A 22,217-nucleotide genomic window follows, 5' to 3' on the forward strand; every position below is an offset into this window, starting at 1 on the left:
TCGAACGGTTTCATAGATACTTGGCAGCGTCAAATCGTGATTGGAGTTATACTTAGCGACGTTGAGGTGTTCAGCTTCATGGGGCAGGCATCGGGTTCGCCTTTCGCCTGCCATATGGAGGAGAGGCAGAGGCCCCGGTGCCATCGCGTGTTACCGGCATGACTGTCGCAGGCGCTCGGAGTGCCGTATGATAGACCGCAACCCCCGGTTGAGACTTTTTCCGATATCGTAAGGAAGCCCGTTATGCGGATGGCCTGGTTGACCTGCCTGCTCCTCGCAGCCGGCCTTTCGATCGGAACGCCGGCCGCGGCCCAGATCAAGCTCGGCGTTGCCGGCCCCATGACCGGGCCGAATGCCGTCTTCGGCGAGCAGATGCGAAAGGGCGCCGAGGCGGCCGTGGCGGCCATCAATGCCAGGGGCGGCATTGCAGGCCAGCAGGTCGAGATCGTCATCGCCGATGACGTTTCAGACCCGAAGCAAGGCGTGGCGGCCGCCAACAAGCTTGCATCCCAGGGCGTCAAGCTGGTGGTGGGTCATTTCAATTCGGGCGTCACCATTCCGGCCTCCGAGATCTACGCCGAGCGCGGCATGATCATGATCTCTCCTTCCGCCACCAACCCCAAGGTGACCGAGCGCGGCTTGTGGAACGTCTTCCGCGTCACCGGCCGTGACGACCGTCAGGGCGGGGTCTGGGCCGACTATGCCGCCAAGAACTTCAAAGGCAAGCGAGTAGCCATCCTCAACGACAAGACCATCTATGGCCAAGCGCTGGCAAATAGTGCCCGCGATGCCTTCGCGCGGGCGGGGTTCAAGCCGGTGCTGGAGGCTGGCGTCGACGTCGGCGAGAAGGACTATTCCGCCATCGTCGATCGGCTGGGCAAGGCGCGGGCCGACCTTCTGCTCTGGGGTGGCCTCTATACCGAGGCGGCGCTCATTCTCAGGCAGCTGCGCGAACGGGGCCTCAACACCGTGCTGTTTTCCGGCGACGGCCTGATCGGCAGCGAGTTTCCCGCCATCGGCGGCGATGCCGTGATCGGCACACTGATGACCTTTCCCCCGCCGCCCAGCCGGAACCCCGCGGCCGCCGACGTCCTCCGTACCGCGCCGGGCCTCGTGGACGGCTACACCCTCTACGCCTATGCCGCGGTACAGGTTTTCCAGCAGGCTGCTGCCCAGGCCGGGACGCCCGAACCACGGCGCATGGCGGCGGTGATGCACGCCAGCGCCCCCTTCCACACGGTGCTCGGCGACATCGCCTTCGACGCCAAGGGTGACCGTACCACGCCCGATCTGATCGTCTATCGCTGGCAGAAGGGCAGCGACGGCACCATCACCTACGAGCCGGTCGAACCGCAGACCCCGATCGCTGCGGCCGGCACCCCGCCGGACAATGCCGCTGACGAGATCGAAACGGCCCAGGATACGCCAAAGCCCGCGCCCGCCGTCGAGACGGCTCCCCTTGCCGAGACCGTCCCCGTCGCCAAGGCAGCCCCCGTCGTCGACACGCCCGCAGATGCGCCTCGCCGCGTCGCACTGGTCATCGGCAATTCGGCCTATCGTTCGGTGTCCCGGCTCCCGAATACCCTGCGCGATGCCGATCTCATCGGGCAGGCTTTGCGCCAGACGGGTGTGGACGACGTCACGGTTGCGCATGATCTCGATCGCGCCGACATGATCGCCGCTCTCAAAGCCTTTGCGCGCAAGGCCGACCAGTCGGACTGGGCCGTCATCTATTATGCCGGGCACGGCATCGAGGTGGACAACAGGAACTACCTGATCCCGCTGGACGCCGTGCTCGAATCCGATCGCGACGTTCCCGACGAGACCATTGCGCTCGATCGGGTGATGAGCACGCTCGACGGCGCACGCAAGCTCAAGCTCGTGGTGCTCGATGCCTGCCGCAACAATCCCTTCGTCGCGCAGATGAAGCTGAGCGTCGCGAGCCGTTCGATCGATCGCGGCCTTTCGCGTGTGGAGCCGGCCGGCGCCACCCTGGTCGTCTATTCGGCCAAGGAAGGCACCACGGCCGCCGATGGAGATCAGGCCAACAGCCCCTTCGCCCTCTCCCTCGCCAGGCGCCTGGTCGAGCCGGGCGTCGAGATCAACAAGATCTTCCGCTTCGTGCGCCAGGACGTGCTCGACGTCACCGGCAACCGGCAGGAACCCTATGTCTACGGCTCGCTGCCGCCCACGGATTTCTTTTTCGTCTCACCGCAATGACGAGGCTCGTTCGCCGGCTTAGCCGGGGTCGCCATTCCGGCGCAACCTATCATGGATGCGTTGGTCCCGGCTGGCCGAGGCCCACCTCATCGAAATAGCGTTGCAGCAATGCCATCTCAGCGGAAGCAAGGATGGCGCCGACATAGCCATCGGGCCGCACGAGCACCCAATCGCCCGGCGTGAGACCATAGATCTCGCCGACATGGCCAGCATGGTCGAGAATGTCACCGCGTTCGCCGATGGAGTGGATATGCAGCCCACGGCGGGGCGGCAATGGCGCCTGATTTGCCTCGTAAGCCAACAGAGTCCAGTGCGCACCTTTGAACAGGTCGAACAGGCGCAGGGGCCGGCCGGCCGCCCCGCGGACCGGCGCGTCCGGCGCACGGTCTCCCGCACGCACGCCACCTTGTCGCGGCGGCCGCTCGATCGCCAGCGACGACTTGGGATAACCGAGATCCAGCTGCTGCGTCTCGCGTCCGCGCCGTATCTCACCGCGCTTGAGATCATCCAATAATTTGGTGGAAAGCCCCAGCATGGACGCCGCGACGGGTCGGCGCTCCTCTTCATAGGTGTCGAGCAGTTGGTCGCCGGCACCAGCCAGAACAGCCGCCAGCTTCCAGCCCAGATTATAGGCATCCTGCACGCTGGTATTGAGCCCTTGCCCGCCGGTCGGCGGATGCGTATGCCCCGCATCTCCAACCAGGAATGTGCGTCTGACGCGATATCGATCGGCGAGGCGGGCGTTCATGGCGTAGGCCGAAGCCCAGGAGACTGAAATCACCTGGATGTCGTCCCGGCCGGTGCGCTGCGCAACCATGGCATTCAGCCCCTCTGCGGAAAGGTCGACGTCGCCTTCCAGCGGAACCGGCCCCTGTATCTGGAACAGATCGGTTCCCGCGAGCGGACAAAGCGAGATCTGCCGCTGCATGTCCTTTTCGGCAAAACGATGCCAGACATCGCGGCTCAGACCGGTCAGGGAAACGTCGGCGACGATGGCGCGAACGCCGAGCGTCCTGCCCGGGAAGCCCACCTCGAGCGCCTGGCGCACGAAACTGCGGCCGCCATCGGCGCCGACAAGCCAGCGCACGCGAACATTCTCCTCGCCCTCTTTGCCGGCGATCCGCAGGGATACACCGGCCTCGTCCTGGTCGAAGCCAACCAGTTCAGAGCCAAACTCGGGGCAGTGTCCCAATTCTGCAAGACGATCGCGCAGAATGCTCTCGGTCAAGAACTGCGGCAGCATCAACGGGATGCGATAAGGTTCGGCCGGTAATGAAGCCTGCTGCTCCATGATCCCGGAATCGCTGTAACTGCCATCATCATGATGGCTGCGCTGCGGCGGATAGGGGCCGCCCGCCGCAGCGAGGCGGTCGAGAACGCCGAGATCCTCGAAGATCTCCAGCGTTCTTGGCTGGATCCCCTTGCCGCGTGAGCCGTGAAACGGCTTGTCCATTTTCTCGATCAGCCGGAAGGACACTCCGCGCCGCGCGAGATCGATAGCCAGCGTCAGCCCGGCCGCCCCCGCCCCGCAAATGAGAACATCGACTGCGAATTGCTCTGTCATGGTCGCCTCCATATGTGTAATATGCACATAATAGGAGAGCAAAGATGCCGTCAACAGATAATGTGCAAAATACACATATGAGTGCCTTGCTGCGCGAGCTTCACGGCGCTCTGATCGATATCGCCAGCGTGATGAACCGCCCCCAGCGCGACGAGGCGATGGTGCGCGCAGCCGGCATCTCCCTCGATCGTGCTCTTTTTCCACTGCTGGTCATGGTGGAACGCCTCGGCCCCATCGGCGTGGTGGAACTGGCCGACCGCGTGGGGCGGGATTACACGACGGTCAGCCGGCAGGTGGCAAAACTCGAAAGCCTCGGCCTGGTGGACCGTCAAGGCAGCCCCGCCGATCGTCGCGTGCGCGAGGCGACCATCACGGCCAAGGGGAAGGCCATGACCGATCTGGTCGATGCCGCCCGCGAGAAGATGGGCCGTGCGATCTTTGCCGGATGGGAGCAGGATGATGTTCGCGAACTGGTGCGGCTCATGCGCAAGTTTGCGGATGACATCAATGCGACCTCTCCGGAATGACCGATAGCACCTGCCGCGTAACCCCCGAATTGGCTTGACCATGCATGCCCGGCCGGTGCTGGAATCGCCGGCCTCACATCCACGGCGTCGAGGCTGGCTCACGGCCCCGGCATCATATGTTCGCTGATCGAGGAGCCCATCATATGCGGCACATCGCCCTGCTGCGCGCCATCAATGTCGGGGGAAACTCGACGATCAAAATGGCCGAGTTGCGTGCGCTCGGCGAAAGGCTCGGCTTTACCGGGGTTACAACCCTGTTGCAGAGCGGAAATCTGACGTTCGAAGCCGCCGGCACCGAACCACAAGCCCTCGAGCAGCGCTGGGAACAGGCGGTCGTCGAGACCTTCGGCGTTCCGGCTGCCTTCATGATCCGCACCCTGCCGGAATGGCGGGCCCTGATCGCAGCCAATCCCTTCCGGGACGAGGCGGAGGCGGACCCTGCCCATGTGCTGGCTCTTCCAAGCAAGGGCGAGGTTACCGGCTCCGCCGTCGTTTCCCTGCGCGCGGCGATCCAGGGGCGCGAGCGCATCGCCGCCGGCGGGCGCTGCCTCTATGCCCATTACCCGGACGGCATCGGCCGCTCCAAGCTCACCACCAAGCTGATCGAGCGTCATCTCGGCACGCTGGTGACCGGCCGCAACTGGAATACGGTCTTGAAACTGGCCGCCTGACGGTGCCGCGCTGGGTAGCCGGAATCATCATTGATTCCTGCCGCCGCCTGGTTGGAGCGTCCTACCAGCCGAGTTCGCGCAGATAGGCCGCGCGGGCGCCGACGCCCGTATGCGTGAAATCGGTGAAGACGCCGTCCACGCCCAGGCGGAAGAACTTCAGATATTCCAGGCTCGGATCGCCATGATAGTCGGCGGCCAGATATTTCTTCTCGTTGCGGAACGTGAAGACATGCACGAACAGCCCCGCCTTGTGCGCATCGGCGACAAGGCTGCTCGGATCCTGGGTCGAGGCTTCCGGCGTCGAGCCCTTATAGGGCGTGCCGTCGGCGTTGCTTTCCTTCCAGGGCGAGATCTTGAGCGAGACAATCTGCGGCTTCCAGGGCCCGATGCCGTCCGCGTAGGTCTTGATCTCCGCCAGGCCCTCCGGGCTCAGCATGGCGTCGAACCAGCGCGCATCGCCGGCGACCGTCCAGTCGAAGGGGCGTGAATTGGTGATGTCGTCATAGAGCACCTTACCGGTCTTCAGGTCGACACCATCCGCATCGATGAGTTGGACCTGCCGGGTCTCCAGACCGTGTTGACGCATATATTTCAGGCTGCTCGGCTCGAAGCTCTGCACCAGGATGGGAGCATCCTTGGCGTTCAGGCCATTGTCCTTGATGATCTTGATCAGGGCATCCTCGAGCGGACGGCTGCCCGGCGCGCCGCAGCCATTGGCAATGGCCTGCGCATTGTTCCAGGTCGGATTCTTGGTCTCGGGATAGACGGCGATCGGGCGGCCGGTCTCCTTGCTCTTGGCCCTGGCAATATCGATGATCTCTTGGAAGCTGAGGACCGGGAACTTGCCGTTGAACACTTTCGGCCGCTCATTGGCCGCGTCATAGGTGGTGCCGGCGATCCAATTCTTCAGCTCGGCCATAGTGAAATCGGTGATCGACCAGTCATTGGTATGATCTTCGCCGTCGACGACCAGGGATTTCAGCACCGATTTGGGATTGGCCGGATCGGTCAGGTCGGTGAGATATTCGGCAGGCCCGCTGGTCGGCGTCCGGGCCCACTTCACCGTGACCATGACGCCCGGCACCGTGCGCTTGCGGGCGGCGACCTCGGCATTGGTCCTGGCCACTTCGGCGATGTTGGTATTGTCGCTCAGCCAGGGATTGTGACGTGCCACCAGTACGCAATCCTTGGTCAGGTGCAGATCCTCTTCGAGTGCATCCGTTCCGAGGGCAGCGGCCAGGTCATAGGAGGCCTCGGTCTCTTCCGGCACCAACCCGGGCACACCGCGATGGCCGATCACCAGCGGCGGCTTGCCGTCGAGGGTGAGGAAAGGCCTGGCGCCAGTCGGCGCTGCATCCGCCTGGGCAAGAGCCGCCGACGGGACGGCAAGCCCCAGGGCGGCAGCGCCAATCAACGCTACAGCGCCCCGTACATTCCATCGCGCGCAACCATATCTCATGACCGGATCTCCAACCTTTTGCTCGCATCAACCGTGAAGCCCCCCGGCTTTCTTGTCGTAATTTCCTGACAAAGGGATGACCCGCGGAACGGACCGGCGAGCAGGGACAGAGACCCTCTCTTGGAGCATGCGTCATTGAGCCGGGGACAAGAACTCAGCCGAATCTGCGGCGACGGGATCAAAAAAGTATCAACACAACTCGTGAAACGTGGTGGCACGTAGTTTCCTCAATGGGTTAGCTTGCCGTTACTGGAGAGCCGCTGGCTCGACAGCAAGAGCGGCAGGCTCAAGCCGGCCGCATTTGGGGGAGACGGTCATGCCCAGGCATCCGATAGCGGTCCTGGAGAGGCGCTGCGAGCATCATCGCCGATCCATGTCATCCCGGTCCGAAACGGCGTCGCGCTCGGCGGATAACGCGCCGGGGCTCCCCGCCACCCCGCTTGTTGCTTTCGGCCATGACCCTGCTGCAAGCCGGGCCTGACACGCCGATCAAAAAATAGCAGCGCCTTGGCACTCCGCGGCTCGCCAATGCGTTGTACCGCCAAACTCCACCCCGGAACGCGGCGGAAGCAAGACCGGTTCTCGGCCGCGCAACGTCACCATCGCTCAAGTCCAACAATCATAAAGTCCCAGGGAGAAGCCCAATGAAACTCACCACCTTGAAATCCGCCGGTATCGCCGCCCTGGCCCTGTCGCTGCTCGGCAGCGCATCGGCCCTGGCCCAGGATGCCGCCGTCAAGGACGCCACCGTGGCGTTCCTCATGCCCGACCAGGGCTCGACCCGCTATGAGGAGCATGATCATCCCGGTTTCGTCGCCCAGATGAAGAAGCTGTGCGAGAGCTGCAAGGTGCTCTACCAGAACGCCGACGCCTCGATCTCCAAGCAGCAGCAGCAGTTCAACTCGGTGATCACGCAGGGCGCCAAGGTCATCGTGCTCGATCCGGTCGACTCGGCCGCCGCCGCCTCCATGGTCAAGCAGGCGCAGAGCCAGGGCATCAAGGTCATCGCCTATGATCGCCCCATTCCCGATGCCAAGGCCGATTTCTACGTGTCCTTCGACAACAAGGCGATCGGCAAGGCCATTGCCGAATCTCTCGTCGAGCATCTCAAGGCCACCAAGGCGCCGACCGAGGACACCGGCGTGCTGCAGATCAACGGCTCGCCGACCGACGCGGCCGCCCGACTGATCCGCGACGGCATCCATGAAGGCCTCAAGGACAGCGGTTACAAGACCCTGGCCGAATTCGACACGCCGAACTGGCTGCCCTCCAACGCCCAGCAATGGGCCAGCGGCCAGATTTCCCGCTTCGGCAAGAAGATCGTCGGCGTGGTCGCCGCCAATGACGGCACCGGCGGTGGTGCGATCGCGGCCTTCAAGGCCGCCGGCGTGGACCCCGTGCCGCCCGTCACCGGCAATGACGCCACCCTGGCCGCCCTGCAGCTGATCATCGCCGGCGACCAGTACAACACCATCTCCAAGCCGAGCGAGATCGTCGCCGCCGCTGCCGCCGATGTCGCCGTCGAGCTGCTCGCCGGCAAGACGCCCAAGGCGGAGGCCACCTTGTTCGATACGCCCTCCAAGCTGTTCGTGCCGGCCATCGTGACCTCGAAGAACCTGAAGGCGGAGATCATCGACAAGAAGATCGCCACGGCCGACCAGCTCTGCGGCGGCCGTTATGCCGAAGGCTGCAAGAAGCTCGGCATCACGCAGTAAGCCTGCCGTCGCCCCCGGCCGCCTGCGCGGCCGGGAGATCATAACACAGGCGCGAACTTAACGGGATGACACGGGATTGAAGGGCCGATCCCCTCAGCTCCATCAGGGGATGGAGCGGGATCGACCATCTTCGCCCTCCATCTCGCCCGATGTCGCCAAGATGGTCGATCTGGAGATCGACCCTCCGGACTTCCGTACCGCGACGCAGCGCGAGGCCGGGCCCTATTGCCCTGCCCCGCCCGACAGCCAGGCATTCCCGATCCCTCTATGAAAGGACCCCGGCATGACTGACCTTTCTGCCAGTTCCGCACCGGCCACCGCGCCAACGGGCGAGCTCATTTTAAGCCTGCGCAACGTCTCCAAGCATTTCGGCGCCGTATCGGCCCTGACCGATATCGAGCTCGACGTGCATGCCGGCGAGGTGGTGGCGCTGGTCGGCGACAACGGCGCCGGCAAGTCGACACTGGTCAAGGTCCTGGCCGGCGTCCACCAGCCGAGCTCCGGCACCATCACCTTCCACGGCAAGCCGGTGACGCTCTCGACGCCGAGCGACGCCCTCAATCTCGGCATCGCCACCGTCTTCCAGGACCTCGCTCTGTGCGAAAACCTCGACTCGGTCGCCAATATCTTTCTGGGACGCGAACTCGAGCCCTACCGGCTCGACGAGGTCTCGATGGAGATCAAGGCCTGGAAGCTGTTGAACGAATTGTCGGCCCGCATTCCCAGCGTGCGCGAGCCGATCGCCTCGCTTTCGGGCGGACAGCGCCAGACCGTTGCCATCGCCCGCTCGCTGCTGCTCGAGCCCAAGATCATCCTGCTCGACGAGCCGACGGCGGCGCTGGGGGTCGCGCAGACCGCCGAGGTGCTAGACCTCATCGAACGCGTGCGGGACCGCGGCCTGGGCGTGGTGATGATCAGCCACAACATGGACGACGTACGCGCCGTGGCCGACCGTATCGTGGTGCTCCGGCTCGGGCGCAACAACGGGGTGTTCTATCCCCATGATTCCCATCAGGACCTGATCAGCGCCATCACCGGCGCCGCCGAGAATTCGGTGTCCCGACGCGCGACGCGGCGTCAGGCACAGACCGAACAGAGCCAGGAGAGCCAGCCATGACCAGCAATATCGAGCAGGGTCGCGCAGAATCGGGCCCTTCCAAAACACCGCTCGACCGCGCCGATGTGCGGGTGAAGCATGACGACAGCATCGGCGGCGCCATCAGCGCCTTCCTGGAACGGATACGCTCCGGCGATCTCGGCTTCCTGCCGGTGATCGTGGGCCTGATCCTGATCTGCATCGTCTTCCAGAGCCTGAGCCCGGTCTTTCTCTCGGCCAACAATCTGGTCAACCTGCTGTTCGACTGCTCGACGGTCGGCGTGATTGCGCTCGGCATCGTCTGCATCCTGATGCTGGGCGAGATCGACCTGTCCGTCGGCTCGGTGAGCGGCCTGTCGTCGGCCCTGCTCGGCGTGCTCTGGGTCAATCTGAACTGGCCGGTCGTGCTGGCCATCCCCGCCGCCATCCTGGCCGGCATGGCGATCGGCGCCGTCTATGCCTTCCTGTTCAACCGCTTCGGCATGCCGAGCTTCGTCGCCACTTTGGCGGGCCTGCTTGCGGTCCTCGGCCTGCAGCTCTATCTGCTCGGCTCGACCGGTTCCATCAACCTGCCTTACGGCTCGGAGGTGGTGAATTTCGGCCAGACCATGACGATGCCCGACGCGGTGGCCTATGTGCTGGCCGCCATTGCCGGCGCGGTGATCTTCTATGCCGATTTCCGCACCGCATCCCGCCGCCGCGAGGCTGGGCTCTCCGCCCGCCCCTTCGCCTTCATCGTGCTGCGCGCCGCCGCGATCACAATCGCGCTCGAACTCGTGGTCTTCTATCTCAACCAGGATCGCGGCGTGCCGTGGATGTTCACCTTGTTCGTCGTGCTGGTCGTGGTGATGAACTATGCCCTGACGCGCACCAAGTGGGGCCGCTCGATGAGCGCGGTCGGCGGTAATCGCGAGGCGGCGCGGCGTGCCGGCATCAATGTCCGCTTCATCTATGCCTCGGCCTTCGTGACCTGCGCCGGCCTGGCGGCGACGGGCGGCATCCTGGCCGCGGCACGCCTGGCTTCCGCCAGCCAGCAGGCCGGCACCGGCGAGGTGAACCTCAACGCCATCGCCTCGGCGGTCATCGGCGGCACCAGCCTGTTCGGCGGTCGCGGCAGCGCCTATTCGGCCCTGCTCGGCATCATCGTCATCCAGGCGATTTCGAGCGGGCTGACGCTGCTCGATCTGTCCTCGTCGCTGCGCTACATGATCACCGGCGCCGTGCTCGCCATCGCCGTGATCGTCGACTCCCTCGCCCGCAGGTCTCGCGTCTCCCACGGCCGCGCCTGACCTTTTCCCGAGCCGACGAGCCCTTATCGATCAAGGGTTTGCCGGCTGTTCTTTTCCTATTTTCCTTGTTCGTCGGCAAAGGCGGAGACGCCTTTCCGAAGATCTCTCCAGGAGACGACCATCATGCAACAGGATCCCAACAGCCAGAATTTGTCGGGGCAGGATTTTTCCGGCAAGGTCGCAGCCATCACCGGCGCAGCTTCGGGCATCGGCCTCGAATGCGCCAAGGCCCTGCTGGCGGCCGGCGCCCGGGTCGTCTTCGTCGACCGGGCCGAGGACGCCCTCAAGACGATCTGCGAGGAACTCGGCCCCAACGCCATTCCGGTGGTCACCAACCTGCTCGACCCGGCCAGCGTGTCGCGCATGATGCCTCAGATTCTCGACAAGGCCGGCCAGCTCGACATCTTCCATGCCAATGCCGGCTCCTATATCGGCGGCGAGGTGGTCGAGGGTGACCCCGACGCCTGGGACCGCATGCTCAATCTCAACATCAATGCCGCCTTCCGCACGGTGCGCGAAGTGCTGCCGCATATGGTGGAGCGCAAGACCGGGGACATCATCGTCACCTCGTCGGTCGCCGGCATGGTCCCGGTGGTGTGGGAGCCGATCTACACCGCCTCCAAGCATGCGGTGCAGGCCTTCGTCCACACGGTCAGGCGGCAGGTCGCCAAGCACGGCATCCGCGTCGGCGCCGTGCAGCCCGGCCCTGTGGTCACCGCGCTGATCAGCGATTGGCCCAAGGCCAAGCTCGACGCGGCCCTGGCGGCCGGCGACCTCATGCAGCCGACGGAAGTGGCGGCGGCGGTGATGTTCATGCTCAGCCGCCCCCGCAACGTCACCATCCGCGATCTGGTGATCCTGCCCCAGGCCAATGATCTGTGAAAGATCGCCGGGAATGGGCGCTGCTTCCTGAACCGTAGTGTAGCCCCTCACCCTTACCCTCTCCCCGTAAGAACGGGGCGAGGGGGCGCAAGCGTTGCGATTGGTTTTTGGAGTTTTCATCTCGCCCGACCGTTGGGCGAGACAACGGGCTTTCGGAATGGAACTCGATGTCGAAGTCCCCTCGCCTCGCCACCTGCGAGGAGAGGGTAAGGGTGAAGGGCAGCACTACTCTCGAGCAGAGCATGTGTTCTCGCCGAGGCCCGATGCTCCCCTGCGAGACGATCAGGCCTGCCGGCGCACCATGTCCAGGAACCTCGACAGGCTGGGGCTGGGTTCGTCCGCGCGCCGCGCGAGATAGAGCTGTGCGGTCAGCCGCGTCGTGCCGTCGAGGCGCCGATAGACGATGCCGTTCGTCTCCAGCTTCGCCATGGACGCCGGCACGATCGAAATGCCGAGGCCGGCCGAGACCAGGCTCAGTGTCGAGACCATCCTCGGCGTTTCCTGTCCCACCATCGGACTGAATCCAGCCGCGCGGCAGGCCGCGATGATGTCGTCATAAAGGCCGGGGCCGGAGGGGCGGCGATTGAGTACGAAGGTCTCGTTGGAAAGAGCGGCGAGCGGCAGGCGTTGCCGGCGCAGGGAAGCAGCGGCAAGCGGATGATGGTCCGGCAAGGCAACCAGCATCTCCTCGACATGGAGGGGTTCGACAAGGAGCCCGTCAGGCCTTGCAGCCGGCGCACGGACGAAGGCCGCATCCAGCCGGTCGGCGCGCAGCAATCCGATGAGATCTCCGGTGCTGCCCTCCTCCAGTGAGAGGGCGATGCCGGGCGCCGCCTCGCGCAGCCCGCGGACCACGGCGGAGACCAGCGGATGGAAGGCCGCCGAGGTCGTATAGCCCACCGCAAGCCTGCCCTGTTCGCCGCGGGCTGCCCGTCTGGCTGCTTCCAGGGCCGCATCGACATCCTGCAGGACGAGCCGGGCCCGCTCCACCAGCACCCGCCCCGGCTCGGTCAATCGGACACCGCGGGGCAGGCGCTGGAACAGGGGCGCGCCGACTGCGCGCTCCAGCACGCGGATCTGCTGGCTGAGCGGCGGCTGCTGGATGCCGAGCCGCTCGGCCGCACGTGTCACATGCCCTTCGTCGGCGACCGCGACGGCATAGCGAAGATGGCGCAGTTCGATCATGTCATATCCCATGGATATGGATATTGCAGCTATCATATATTGGACATGATGGATCGGGAAGCCTAGCGTCCGCGCAAGTTCTCCAAGCAAGGCCCAACTCCATGGACGCTGCAAGCTCTTCCCTCTCGGTGGAGAGAAAATCCCCCGACATTGCCGACCTCTTCTGTGGGTTCCTCACTCTGGGCCTCATCGGCTTCGGCGGTGTGCTGCCGCTGGCGCGCCGCATGGTCGTGGAAGAGCGCGGCTGGCTGAATGGGCAGGAATTTGCCGACTTGCTGGGCCTGTGCCAATTCCTGCCGGGCGGCAACATCATCAACATGTCTGTCGCCATCGGCCTGCGCTTCCGCGGTGTCGCCGGCGCCTGCGCGGCTCTTCTCGGCCTGATCGCCGCCCCGACGGCCATCGTCATCGGGCTTGGGATGCTCTATGATCGCTTCCAGGCCGATCCACATATCCACCATCTCTTCGGAGGGCTTGCCGCGGCCGCGGCGGGGCTGCTCATCTCGATGGCGATCAAGGTCGCCCGGCCGCTGCGCCGCGACCCCGCCGGCATCCTGATCGCCTGCGCCTGTTTCCTGGCTATCGCCGTACTGCGTCTGCCGCTGCCGGCCACCATGCTCGTCCTGGCGCCTCTCGGCATTCTGCTGGCCTGGAGGAAGGCATGATGGCATCGACCCTGCTCTCCCTCGCTTTGATCTTCACGCAGCTGTCCCTGCTCGCCTTCGGCGGCGGCAATACCATTCTGCCCGAAATGCACCGGCAGGTGGTCGACATTCATCACTGGATGTCGGCCCAGCAATTCGGTGCGATGTTTGCCCTGGCGCAGGCCGCTCCCGGCCCGAACATGATGATCGTGCCGCTGGTCGGCTGGCATGTCGCTGGACTGCCGGGCGTATTGGTGACCTCGCTCGCCAAGTTCGGCCCCTCCTCGCTCATCACCGGTATTGCCCTCAGGCTCTGGGATCGCTTCCGTGACCGACCCTGGCGGAAGAAGGTGCAGGCAGGCCTGCTGCCGATGACGGTGGGGCTGGTCACGGCGAGCGCCGCGGTGATCGCCGAAGCCTCAGCCGGAACCTGGCTGCTGGCCGGCATCATCGCCGTCTCCGCCTTTCTCACCACGACGACACGCATCCATCCCTTGCTGGTGCTGGCGGGAGGCGCCGCGGTCGGACTGAGCGGGCTTACCCAAATCTGAGGCGAGGACGACGAAGAAGGCTTTCGATCATGGCGACACCGGCATCCGATACGCTCGATCCCCTGCTGCGCGACCTCCTGGCCTGGCTGTCGTGCTGCGACCGCCCCTATGCCGAGGTGATGGACGCCTGGCGGACCTCCTGTCCGCGCCTGCCGGTGTGGGAGGAGGCCAATGATCGAGGCCTGGTCTCCCGCAACCGGATCGACGGCGCCGCCATGATCGGCCTGACCGAAGCCGGAAGGCTCTTTTTGCGGCAGGAAGACGGTGTCCGATCCGCCGCCGGCTTCGGGTTCTAGCCCAGGGCTACGCCGCGGGCCTCCAGGAATGACAGCAGCCACGGCTCGCCCAGAAATACTTCCGCCTGGAAACCGGCCTGCCTTGCAGCGTCCACATTGGCGGGCAGGTCGTCGAAGAAGATGCAGCCGGCAGGATCGATGCCGGCCTTCTCGGCCACCACCTGAAAGGAACGCAGCGAAGGTTTCTCATGCCCGATCTCATGACTGAGGAAGGGCTCGAAACCCGCCAGCACGCCGCCCGATGCCTCGCGCACGAAGTCCCAATGTTCCTGATTGGTGTTGGAGAAGATGATGACCCTGTTACGCTTCGCCAGGCGCTCCATGACGGCGAGCATCGAGGGATTGATGGCGAGATGGCAACTCCAATCCTCGACGAAAACCTCCCACGGCGCCTCATATCCACCGGTCTCCGCCAATTGCTGGTGAAACAGGCGGATCGGCGTTCCCGTTCCCCAACGCGATTGCCGGAACAGGTTCAACACGTCCCCGGCCGAGCAGGAAGGGCGGCATCGCGAAGCCAGGCGCTCGAACAGGACGGCATTGTCATGCTCGACCACGACACCGCCGAGATCGAAGACGAGCGCTTGGAAAGGCGACGACGACATGATGCCTCCTGCTTTCGACCGAATCCGACGCAAGGACTAGAAAAGTATTGTGGTGCCGATAGGTTCATCGGCGCCGCGCGATCACTTTTCCCATGTATCCGGTCGAAGACGTTATGGAATTGGCAGAGGTACTCAGCGGCGTTGGCCTTGCTACACTGCTTCCGTAGAGCAGCCATCGGTGGTTCGGTGATCCCTCCCGCGCGATAGCTTCCAACGCGCCTGGAAATTAGCGTTCGCCGGAGCAACACTGCATGGCTCCAACCTTAGTCCGCCCATGTCACGGTAGAGTTACGCTTGTGGACGTTAGTTCACCATGCCGTGCAATGACAGGGCAGAAGACCGAAATCGGAATGAAAGCAAAAACGCTATTGATCGAAGCCATGAATAGGGAGGAAACCGTGCACGCCACCAAATCTTGGAGCTGGCGGATATCCGTTGCCGCCATATGCGTCATCGCCTCTGGTCTTGCCGCATATGCAGGTGGTGGAAGGCTCGTTAGGGAGAACGACCTTCAAGCCTGCAAGGAAAACCGAAAGCAATTTTGTCCTCAAAGCGCACCTGGAAAGGCCGGCGCTTGTTTGCGCGAGCACATGGCCAAACTAACCCTCGCATGCCAAGCCAAGATCCGAGCGAATTCGTCGAAATAATGAACCGAGTCAGGGGGGCGCCACCCCCCTGTACTGAAGGGGCAGCGTCACACATGAAATGCCTTGTCCACCAGCTGTCCGGATCCAAAGATCGGATAGCTGAGAATGGCCAGAGCAGGCTCACTCCTCATGCACGCTCGAGAGCGGCAGACCCTCGAAGCGCTTCAGCGTGTCCAGCACGATCGAGGTCTTCACATGCTGCACGGAATCATGGGGCAGCAGTACGTCGTTGACGAAGCGCGACAGGCCGGCGAGGCCGCGCGTGGCGACCTTGAGGTGATAGTCCATCTCGCCGGTCAGAGCGTAGGCCTCCAGCACTTCGGGCAGGTCGTTGACCAGTTGGGCGAATTTACGCGCATTGTCACGGTTGTGGGTGGCGAGCGTCACGGAGATTACCACCAAGAGGTCGAGCCCGACCTTATGCGCATCGAGGCTGGCCTGATAGCCGCAGATCACCCCTGAAGCCTCCAGGCGGGAGCGCCGGCGCGAGCATTGCGAAGCCGATAGCGCGATCTTTTCCGACAGCTCGATATTGGTCAGCCGGCCGTCACGCTGCAGCTCCCGCAAGATTCTGAGATCATAAGCATCGAGATCGATCATTGCATAAATCCAGGGTGTCATGCGTGTTTCGTGCATAGATTTGCGGTGAGCCATCAAGAATGCAAGCACATTGCGCGATGATCCTGGCAGAATCCCTCTCAATGCGGAGGGCGCCCGGCCGCCCTCCTGACAACCAGGAGGAAATTATGGGCCCCTTCCCGCACGATGCACCGCCCGCGGCGATCACACCCGAAAATCCCGCCGGGACCGACGGCTTCGAATTCGTCGAATTCGCCCATCCCGAACCCGCCAAGCTCCAGGCGCTGTTCACCAGCATGGGCTATGTGCCGGTTGCCACCCACAAGACCAAGGACATCACGGTCTGGCGGCAAGGCGACATCAACTACATCGTCAATGCCGAGCCCGGCAGCCACGCCATGCGCTTCGTCGAGACCCACGGGCCCTGCGCGCCCGCCATGGCCTGGCGCGTGGTCAACGCCAAACATGCCTTCGAGCATGCGGTGGCGCGGGGCGCCACCCCCTATGAAGGCAACGACAAGACGCTGGACGTGCCGGCCATCGTCGGCATCGGCGGTTCCCTGCTCTATTTCATCGACGCCTATGGCGATAAAGGCTCGGCCTATGACCGCGAATTCGACTGGCTGGGCGAGCGCGATCCCAAACCGGCGGGCGTCGGCTTCTATTACCTCGACCACCTGACCCACAATGTCTATCGCGGCAACATGGACACGTGGTGGGCCTTCTACCGAGACTTGTTCGGCTTCAAGCAGATCCACTTCTTCAACATTGACGGCCGTATCACCGGCCTCGTCAGCCGCGCCATCACCTCGCCCTGCGGCAAGATCCGCATCCCGCTCAACGAATCCAAGGACGACACCAGCCAGATCGAGGAGTTCCTAAAGAAATATCACGGCGAAGGCATCCAGCACATCGCCGTCGGGACGGAAGGAATCTATGACTCGGTCGACAAGCTGGCCGCCAACGGCCTGAAATTCATGCCGGGCCCGCCCGACACCTATTACGAGCGTTCCCATGCCCGCGTGAATGGCCACGACGAACCGATCGGGCGCATGAAGAAGCACGGCATCCTCATCGACGGCGAAGGCGTACGCGATGGCGGCATGACCAAGATCCTGCTGCAGATCTTCTCGAAGACGGTGATCGGCCCGATTTTCTTCGAATTCATCCAGCGCAAGGGCGATGAGGGCTTCGGCGAGGGCAATTTCCGCGCTCTGTTCGAGTCGATCGAAGAGGACCAGATCCGGCGCGGCGCCCTGGCGGCGGAATAGGATCCTTCGGCGCTCGCCTCGTTCGCCCACGCCAGCCTGGCACGGGCCCGCCGTCGCGTCTCGGTCGGCGCGGCTCGTGTCATCCTGCACAGTGTCTTGGCCGCCCTCCCCCTAGAAGAGCCCCAGAGCAAAGCGCGTTCATGACTGAACGCTTGTTTGCTGCGCAAGGACAGGGAACGCCATGACACGCAACGACATCGCCGAGACACTTTTTGCCAGCTTCCTGCTCGGGTTGGCGGTCCTCTTGCTGCTGTCCTCCGGCGTTCTGGCGGCCGAACCTTTCACCAGTGCCTATACCCATTTCGACACCGCCAAGTGCCCCCACCAGCCGGGGAACGACGAAGAGGATTACGGCAGCTGGCGCTGCCCCGGTTATCGCGGCCTGCCCATGCGGCTCTCCGCCGGCGACCAGCGCATGTTCGTCAGCTTTGGTAAGCCTGGCGCCCATGATCTGGCTGCCAGCGAAACCTTCACCGGATTCAACAGCGCCGATCATGGCACGGTGGAATGGCGCCTTGCCGCCGGCCAACCGCAGCCCTTCGCCACCATCCTGCAATGGCAGGTGATGACGGAAGCGGACCACCAGGCAGAGGCCAAGGGTCCCTCGCCGGCCTCGGGCCGCGTCCTCGTCGTCACCAGGCTGGGGAAGGACGGCACCTGTCACGTCGGTTATGTCGACGCCCGCGCCAATGCCGGCACAGCCAACGCCCTGGCACGCAAAATCGCCGACGAGCAAGCCCGTTCCTTCCGCTGCGGCAAGGACAAGCCGGTCGTGCTTGGAGCCGTCTCATCCGGCTTGAGCCTGCCTGGCAAAGCCCGCTGACGACCGCTCTTCAGGCCATTCCAATTCCCTTGGATATCTTCCCGGCTGGTGCTTCACCCTGCCGGCTATCCGTGCCAAGCTGCGTCCTTCGATCGAAGCCCACGAAGATCGGGCGCTTAACGGGAACGTCAAAGGGAGACGCCGCGTGGGCCGTTCCTTCCGCGCCGATGCCGGGCTGCCGCAAGAGCTTGCGGCATGAATTACGAGTTCGAGTTCGCTGACGTCTTCGCCTATTGGCCGGAGCTCGCGGCCGGCGCCCTGCATACGCTGGTACTGTCGGGACTGGCCATGGCGATCGGCATGGTCGTGGCGGTGGTCGGCGCGCTTGCCAAGACCTCAGGGCCGCCCCCGCTGCGCTACGCCGTCGACGCCTATATCGAGCTGATCCGCAACACTCCCTTCCTCATCCAGGTCTTCATGATCTTTTTCGGCATGCCCTCGGTCGGCCTGCGCCTGTCCTCGAACAGTGCGGCACTGCTGGCACTGGTGGTCAATGTCGGCGCCTATGGCATCGAGATCATCCGGGCCGGCATCGAGAGCATTTCCAAGGGCCAGATCGAGGCCGGCAAATCGCTCGGCCTCAAGCCGCTGCAGATCTTCCGCCTCGTCATCCTCAAGCCGGCCATCCAGGCGATCTATCCCTCGCTGACCAGCCAGTTCATCCTGCTCATGCTCAACTCCAGCGTCTGCTCAGCCATCGCCGCCGGCGAGCTGACGGCCGCGGCAGGCGACATCCAGTCGCGCACCTTCCGCAGCTTCGAGGTCTATTTCGTGGCGACCAGTATCTATCTGGCGCTTTCGATCGTGTTCTGGTGCCTGTTCGCCGGCATCGAGCGCGCCTTCCTGCGCCAGCCGAGCCGGCGATAGGAGGCAGCATGCGGACCCTCGGCGAAGCCGACATCCTCTATATCCTGCTGGCCTTGCGCTGGACGCTGCTGCTTTCGCTGGTCGCCTTCATCGGCGGCGGCATCGGCGGCCTTCTGGTCGCCCTGGCGCGCACGGCCGAAATCCGGCCCCTACGCTGGCTGGCGCTGGGCTATATCAAGCTGTTCCAGGGCACGCCGCTGCTGATGCAGCTTTTCCTCGCCTTTTTCGTGCCGGGCATTTTCGGCATCGACGTCAATCCCTGGACGGCAGCGGCGATCGGCCTCTCCCTGAACGCCAGCGCCTTTCTCGGCGAGATCTGGCGCGGCGCCATCGAAGTGGTCCCCCCAGGCCAGAGCGAGGCGGCCCGGGCACTCGCCCTCACCTATCTGCCGCGCATGTTCAAGGTGGTCATCCCCCAGGCCGTGCGCATCGCCATTCCGCCGACCATCGGCTTCCTGGTGCAGCTCATCAAGGGCACCTCGCTTGCCTCGATCATCGGCTTCGTCGAGATCACCCGCGCCGCCCAGATCATCAACAACGCGGCCTTTCGGCCCTTCACCATCTTCGGCCTGGTGGCGCTCGCCTATTTCCTGGTGTGCTGGCCCCTGTCGATCTGGAGCCGCGCTCTGGAGCGGCGGCTGACGGTCGCCAGACGCTGAGATTTTCGATCAAGGAGAAAACGATTATGGCTTCGACAGATCCGATTTCGCGCCGACGGCTGGGGCTGTATCTGGCCGCGGGCATGGCCACCCTGGCCCTGCCTCTTGCAGCCGGGCCGGCGGCCGCCGCAACGCCCGATGAAATCAAGGCGCGCGGCAAGCTGATCGTCGGTGTCCTCACCGACTATCCGCCCTTCGGCGGCACCGATGCCGAGCAGAAACCGGCCGGGTATGATGCCGATGTCGCGGCCCTGATGGCCAAGAAGCTCGGCGTCTCGCTGGAACTGGTGCCGGTGACCGGCCCCAACCGCATCCCCTATCTGCTCACCAATAAGGTCGATCTTTTGATCGCCACCTTCGGCATCACGCCCGAGCGCATGAAGCAGGTTCTGTTCTCCAACCCCTACAGCACGCTGACCACCTACATCATGGGTCCGAAGGACCTGAAGGTGACCAAGCCCGAGAACCTCGTCGGCGTCACCGTGGGAGTCGCCCGCGCCTCGACGCAGGACATCACCGTCTCGCAGATCGCCCCTCCCGGCACCCAGATCATGCGCTTCGACGACGACGCCACCACCACCCAAGCCCTGATCTCGGGGCAGGTGCAGTCGATCGGCGCTTCCAACACCGTGCTTGCCCAGCTCACCAAGGACTATGCCAGCCTCGGTATCGAGGCCAAGTTCAAGATGAAGGAGCAGGCCAACGGCATGGCCTTCCGCAAGGCCGACACCGCGTTGCAGGAATGGTGCAACGGCTTCATCGGCGAGATCGTGGCGGACGGGCAGCTCAGCCAGATCAACCAGAAATGGTTCGGCGCACCCCTGGCTCCGCTGCCGCCCATGCCGAAATTCTGATGATCCCACTTTCGTAGACCGATCGACCCATCGACCTCGACGCCATCTGCGGCGGGCGGGTCTCCGGACCCGCCTGCAAGCGATGCGTTCCCCATAAGAAGCCGTTGAGGAAACCGACAGAGTTGGTATAGGCAACGAAAGTCCCGGCGCTCCCGGCGCGATCACTGCATAAGGGGCCTGACCTGGCCGAGAGAAGACAGCGAAGCAACGAAAGTCTGCCGTGGCAATTTCCTCCAAAGCGACGACCCTGACCTACGCCCCCGACGACATCGTCATTCGTTCCGCCCTGCATCGGGGATTGCTGCAGATCGGCCTGCCGCGCTTTGCCTTGCGCAAGGCTGCCAAATGGTCGCGTCACCGATATGGGCCGCGCGACGATTTCATGCGGGCCCTGGTCAAGCAGCGCTTCGGCATCAGCGTGGGCAAGTACAGCTATGGATACCGCCCTCTCTGCACCAAGCAATCCAAGATCGCCGAGATCGGCGCTTTTTGTTCGATCGCGACCGAAATCAAGGTTTCCGGCGGCAATCATCCCCTCGATCTCGTCTCGACCAGCCCCGCCACCTATCTCAAGGGCTGGGGCATCGTCGACGAAGCGATCGATCGCCATTATCCCAAAAACCAGCCGATCGTGATCGGACACGATGTCTGGATCGGCATGGGGGTGACCCTGATGACCGGCATCACCATCGGTCATGGCGCCGTGATCGCCGGCGGCGCGGTGGTTACCAAGGACGTGCCTCCCTACGCCATCATGGGCGGAGTGCCTGCCAAGCTGATCCGCTACCGTTTCGATGACGCCACCATCGAAAAACTGCTCGCCAGTGCCTGGTGGACTTGGCCGGACGAAGCCCTTCAAGCCAAGGCATCCCTCTTGCGAGACCCGGCCGCCTTCCTCGCCGCGCTTTAGACGCCCGGATTGGGCAATGTGAATGCCTTGGACCGATGGTGGGATATTCTCGCCCCACACATCGCTATGATAACCAGGGTATTATCTTAACGCCTTGGCGGAATAAATCACCGGACTCACAACTCCGAAATCGAGCATGACGACTGTTGTAATCACCCAACCTATGCTGTTCCCCTGGCCGGGCTTTTTCGAGCAACTCGCCTTGGCGGATGTCTATGTTTATTTGGATGATGCTCAGTTCTCGAAAGGAAGCTTTACCAACCGCGTCCAGGTCAAGGTGGGCGATCAGGTCAAATGGATGACCATTCCCCTTGCCGGCGGCGGCACCTACAAACCCATCATGGATCTGGATGCAACCGCGGTCGATTGGCGGACAACCCACCAGTCGCTCCTCAAGCAATCGCTCGCCGGCGCCTCCCACGCGCAGGATGCGATCGACATTCTCAGCAAGTCGTATGAGCGAGAGAAACTGTGCGACGCCCTGATCCAGAGCATTGAGCTGTCCGCGGCCTATATCGGCATCGGGAAATCGCGCAAGATCACGCATAGCAGTGAGCTGGATATACCGGGCTCCTCATGGAAACGCGTGCTGGACATCGTCCTCAGTCTGGGCGGGACGCGCTATCTCACCGGGCATGGCGCCGCGCGATATATGGACCATGAGGCGTTCGAGGCGAGCGGCGTGAGCGTCGAGTATATGGACTACAGCCTGACGCCCTGGCCGCAAGGCGATACCGCCTTTACACCCTATGTCTCCATTCTCAATCTGATCGGCCATGCCGGGCGGGATGCCCATCAATATCTCAAACCCCGAACCACGCCTTGGCGTGAATTCCTCGCAAAGCAAGCGCCATGACGAATCGGCAGTCCCCTCCATCGTCTCATGTGCTCATGGCAGTGCCA

Annotated in this window: 21 protein-coding genes and 1 pseudogene; 17 read left to right on the forward strand and 5 right to left on the reverse strand. The window is 63.7% G+C overall.

The window, feature by feature from the left end; all coding sequences use genetic code 11:
* Positions 1-249: 249 nt before the first annotated feature.
* Positions 250-2,220: an ABC transporter substrate-binding protein gene (locus C5L14_RS30905; protein ID WP_342588406.1), complete on the forward strand. Its 1,971-nt coding sequence runs from the start codon at positions 250-252 to the stop codon at positions 2,218-2,220.
* Between the two features lie 49 nt (positions 2,221-2,269).
* Here C5L14_RS30905 and C5L14_RS11260 read toward each other — a convergent pair whose 3' ends face one another.
* On the reverse strand, positions 2,270-3,784 hold the full coding sequence (locus C5L14_RS11260; RefSeq protein WP_105862571.1) for an FAD-dependent oxidoreductase: 1,515 nt from the start codon (positions 3,782-3,784) through the stop codon (positions 2,270-2,272).
* 44 nt (positions 3,785-3,828) lie between these two features.
* On the opposite strand from C5L14_RS11260, the gene C5L14_RS11265 reads away from it, so the two are divergent.
* Both C5L14_RS11265 and C5L14_RS11270 read left to right on the forward strand, forming a co-directional pair.
* Entirely contained in the window at positions 3,829-4,311 is a 483-nt protein-coding gene (locus C5L14_RS11265; protein ID WP_105862149.1) for a MarR family winged helix-turn-helix transcriptional regulator, read from the forward strand.
* Positions 4,312-4,454: 143 nt separating this feature from the next.
* The gene (locus C5L14_RS11270) at positions 4,455-4,982 is read left to right on the forward strand and encodes a DUF1697 domain-containing protein (protein WP_181161127.1); all 528 of its coding nucleotides are present in this window, start codon (positions 4,455-4,457) and stop codon (positions 4,980-4,982) included.
* A 61-nt stretch (positions 4,983-5,043) separates the two neighbouring features.
* Here the strand turns inward: C5L14_RS11270 and C5L14_RS11275 are convergent, their stop codons facing one another.
* The gene (locus C5L14_RS11275) at positions 5,044-6,396 is read right to left on the reverse strand and encodes a glycerophosphodiester phosphodiesterase family protein (protein ID WP_245443349.1); all 1,353 of its coding nucleotides are present in this window, start codon (positions 6,394-6,396) and stop codon (positions 5,044-5,046) included.
* A gap of 689 nt (positions 6,397-7,085) precedes the next feature.
* Here C5L14_RS11275 and C5L14_RS11280 point away from each other — a divergent pair.
* From C5L14_RS11280 to C5L14_RS11295, 4 genes are all read left to right on the forward strand, one after another.
* Positions 7,086-8,156, forward strand: a complete 1,071-nt coding sequence (locus C5L14_RS11280; protein WP_105862152.1) for an ABC transporter substrate-binding protein — start codon at positions 7,086-7,088, stop codon at positions 8,154-8,156.
* Between the two features lie 283 nt (positions 8,157-8,439).
* Positions 8,440-9,273: an ATP-binding cassette domain-containing protein gene (locus C5L14_RS11285; protein WP_105862153.1), complete on the forward strand. Its 834-nt coding sequence runs from the start codon at positions 8,440-8,442 to the stop codon at positions 9,271-9,273.
* Entirely contained in the window at positions 9,270-10,541 is a 1,272-nt protein-coding gene (locus C5L14_RS11290) for a sugar ABC transporter permease (protein WP_105862154.1), read from the forward strand. Before C5L14_RS11285 ends, C5L14_RS11290 begins: the two co-directional genes overlap by 4 nt.
* 123 nt (positions 10,542-10,664) lie before the next feature.
* Entirely contained in the window at positions 10,665-11,423 is a 759-nt protein-coding gene (locus C5L14_RS11295) for an SDR family oxidoreductase (RefSeq protein WP_105862155.1), read from the forward strand.
* Between the two features lie 282 nt (positions 11,424-11,705).
* Here C5L14_RS11295 and C5L14_RS11300 read toward each other — a convergent pair whose 3' ends face one another.
* Positions 11,706-12,608 carry a LysR family transcriptional regulator gene (locus tag C5L14_RS11300; protein ID WP_105862572.1) on the reverse strand — a complete coding sequence of 301 codons (903 nt, stop codon included), beginning with the start codon at positions 12,606-12,608 and terminating at the stop codon, positions 11,706-11,708.
* 101 nt (positions 12,609-12,709) lie between these two features.
* Between C5L14_RS11300 and C5L14_RS11305 the strand changes: the two genes are divergently transcribed.
* The 3 genes from C5L14_RS11305 to C5L14_RS11315 are packed head-to-tail and all read left to right on the forward strand — an operon-like array spanning position 12,710 to position 14,099.
* The gene (locus C5L14_RS11305) at positions 12,710-13,273 is read left to right on the forward strand and encodes a chromate transporter (RefSeq protein WP_105862156.1); all 564 of its coding nucleotides are present in this window, start codon (positions 12,710-12,712) and stop codon (positions 13,271-13,273) included.
* A complete protein-coding gene (locus C5L14_RS11310; protein ID WP_245443350.1) occupies positions 13,270-13,803 on the forward strand; it encodes a chromate transporter in 534 nt (177 codons plus the stop codon). The genes C5L14_RS11305 and C5L14_RS11310 overlap by 4 nt, the downstream gene beginning before the upstream one ends.
* Positions 13,804-13,832: 29 nt before the next feature.
* Positions 13,833-14,099, forward strand: a complete 267-nt coding sequence (locus C5L14_RS11315) for a hypothetical protein (RefSeq protein ID WP_105862158.1) — start codon at positions 13,833-13,835, stop codon at positions 14,097-14,099.
* Here C5L14_RS11315 and C5L14_RS11320 read toward each other — a convergent pair.
* Both C5L14_RS11320 and C5L14_RS11325 read right to left on the reverse strand, forming a co-directional pair.
* The gene (locus tag C5L14_RS11320) at positions 14,096-14,704 is read right to left on the reverse strand and encodes an HAD-IA family hydrolase (protein ID WP_105862159.1); all 609 of its coding nucleotides are present in this window, start codon (positions 14,702-14,704) and stop codon (positions 14,096-14,098) included. The genes C5L14_RS11315 and C5L14_RS11320 overlap by 4 nt on opposite strands.
* Before the next feature lie 767 nt (positions 14,705-15,471).
* Positions 15,472-15,951, reverse strand: a complete 480-nt coding sequence (locus C5L14_RS11325; protein WP_105862573.1) for an Lrp/AsnC family transcriptional regulator — start codon at positions 15,949-15,951, stop codon at positions 15,472-15,474.
* A gap of 146 nt (positions 15,952-16,097) precedes the next feature.
* Here C5L14_RS11325 and hppD point away from each other — a divergent pair, with 146 nt between their 5' ends.
* From hppD to C5L14_RS11360, 7 genes and pseudogenes are all read left to right on the forward strand, one after another.
* Complete coding sequence (gene hppD / locus C5L14_RS11330) at positions 16,098-17,201, forward strand: 4-hydroxyphenylpyruvate dioxygenase (RefSeq protein ID WP_105862160.1); 1,104 nt, start codon at positions 16,098-16,100, stop codon at positions 17,199-17,201.
* Between the two features lie 181 nt (positions 17,202-17,382).
* The gene (locus C5L14_RS11335; protein WP_105862161.1) at positions 17,383-18,024 is read left to right on the forward strand and encodes a hypothetical protein; all 642 of its coding nucleotides are present in this window, start codon (positions 17,383-17,385) and stop codon (positions 18,022-18,024) included.
* 195 nt (positions 18,025-18,219) lie between these two features.
* Positions 18,220-18,891 (forward strand): amino acid ABC transporter permease, encoded by a 672-nt coding sequence (locus C5L14_RS11340; protein WP_105862162.1) that lies wholly within the window; start codon positions 18,220-18,222, stop codon positions 18,889-18,891.
* Positions 18,892-18,899: 8 nt separating this feature from the next.
* Positions 18,900-19,550 carry an amino acid ABC transporter permease gene (locus C5L14_RS11345; protein ID WP_105862163.1) on the forward strand — a complete coding sequence of 217 codons (651 nt, stop codon included), beginning with the start codon at positions 18,900-18,902 and terminating at the stop codon, positions 19,548-19,550.
* Positions 19,551-19,576: 26 nt separating this feature from the next.
* Positions 19,577-20,404, forward strand: a complete 828-nt coding sequence (locus tag C5L14_RS11350) for a transporter substrate-binding domain-containing protein (protein WP_105862164.1) — start codon at positions 19,577-19,579, stop codon at positions 20,402-20,404.
* 628 nt (positions 20,405-21,032) lie between these two features.
* Positions 21,033-21,239, forward strand: a pseudogene (locus C5L14_RS30955) (CatB-related O-acetyltransferase); the annotation flags it as partial.
* Positions 21,240-21,450: 211 nt separating this feature from the next.
* Positions 21,451-22,170 carry a WbqC family protein gene (locus C5L14_RS11360; RefSeq protein ID WP_105862166.1) on the forward strand — a complete coding sequence of 240 codons (720 nt, stop codon included), beginning with the start codon at positions 21,451-21,453 and terminating at the stop codon, positions 22,168-22,170.
* Positions 22,171-22,217: the final 47 nt, after the last annotated feature.

Source organism: Labrys okinawensis, assembly GCF_002982075.1.
In the GTDB taxonomy this organism is placed as follows: domain Bacteria; phylum Pseudomonadota; class Alphaproteobacteria; order Rhizobiales; family Labraceae; genus Labrys; species Labrys okinawensis_A.

What these genes read in the sequence shown, in the direction of transcription:
- C5L14_RS11315 (WP_105862158.1), top strand. Translation starts at nt 13,833, where the DNA reads ATGGCGACACCGGCATCCGATACGCTCGATCCCCTGCTGCGCGACCTC.
- C5L14_RS11265 (WP_105862149.1), top strand. Translation starts at nt 3,829, where the DNA reads ATGCCGTCAACAGATAATGTGCAAAATACACATATGAGTGCCTTGCTG.
- C5L14_RS11345 (WP_105862163.1), top strand. Translation starts at nt 18,900, where the DNA reads ATGCGGACCCTCGGCGAAGCCGACATCCTCTATATCCTGCTGGCCTTG.
- C5L14_RS11285 (WP_105862153.1), top strand. Translation starts at nt 8,440, where the DNA reads ATGACTGACCTTTCTGCCAGTTCCGCACCGGCCACCGCGCCAACGGGC.
- C5L14_RS11260 (WP_105862571.1), bottom strand. Translation starts at nt 3,784, where the DNA reads ATGACAGAGCAATTCGCAGTCGATGTTCTCATTTGCGGGGCGGGGGCG.
- C5L14_RS11320 (WP_105862159.1), bottom strand. Translation starts at nt 14,704, where the DNA reads ATGTCGTCGTCGCCTTTCCAAGCGCTCGTCTTCGATCTCGGCGGTGTC.
- C5L14_RS11305 (WP_105862156.1), top strand. Translation starts at nt 12,710, where the DNA reads ATGGACGCTGCAAGCTCTTCCCTCTCGGTGGAGAGAAAATCCCCCGAC.
- C5L14_RS11300 (WP_105862572.1), bottom strand. Translation starts at nt 12,608, where the DNA reads ATGATCGAACTGCGCCATCTTCGCTATGCCGTCGCGGTCGCCGACGAA.
- C5L14_RS11295 (WP_105862155.1), top strand. Translation starts at nt 10,665, where the DNA reads ATGCAACAGGATCCCAACAGCCAGAATTTGTCGGGGCAGGATTTTTCC.
- hppD (WP_105862160.1), top strand. Translation starts at nt 16,098, where the DNA reads ATGGGCCCCTTCCCGCACGATGCACCGCCCGCGGCGATCACACCCGAA.
- C5L14_RS11310 (WP_245443350.1), top strand. Translation starts at nt 13,270, where the DNA reads ATGATGGCATCGACCCTGCTCTCCCTCGCTTTGATCTTCACGCAGCTG.
- C5L14_RS11280 (WP_105862152.1), top strand. Translation starts at nt 7,086, where the DNA reads ATGAAACTCACCACCTTGAAATCCGCCGGTATCGCCGCCCTGGCCCTG.
- C5L14_RS11325 (WP_105862573.1), bottom strand. Translation starts at nt 15,951, where the DNA reads ATGATCGATCTCGATGCTTATGATCTCAGAATCTTGCGGGAGCTGCAG.
- C5L14_RS11270 (WP_181161127.1), top strand. Translation starts at nt 4,455, where the DNA reads ATGCGGCACATCGCCCTGCTGCGCGCCATCAATGTCGGGGGAAACTCG.
- C5L14_RS30905 (WP_342588406.1), top strand. Translation starts at nt 250, where the DNA reads ATGGCCTGGTTGACCTGCCTGCTCCTCGCAGCCGGCCTTTCGATCGGA.
- C5L14_RS11340 (WP_105862162.1), top strand. Translation starts at nt 18,220, where the DNA reads ATGAATTACGAGTTCGAGTTCGCTGACGTCTTCGCCTATTGGCCGGAG.
- C5L14_RS11335 (WP_105862161.1), top strand. Translation starts at nt 17,383, where the DNA reads ATGACACGCAACGACATCGCCGAGACACTTTTTGCCAGCTTCCTGCTC.
- C5L14_RS11290 (WP_105862154.1), top strand. Translation starts at nt 9,270, where the DNA reads ATGACCAGCAATATCGAGCAGGGTCGCGCAGAATCGGGCCCTTCCAAA.
- C5L14_RS11360 (WP_105862166.1), top strand. Translation starts at nt 21,451, where the DNA reads ATGACGACTGTTGTAATCACCCAACCTATGCTGTTCCCCTGGCCGGGC.
- C5L14_RS11350 (WP_105862164.1), top strand. Translation starts at nt 19,577, where the DNA reads ATGGCTTCGACAGATCCGATTTCGCGCCGACGGCTGGGGCTGTATCTG.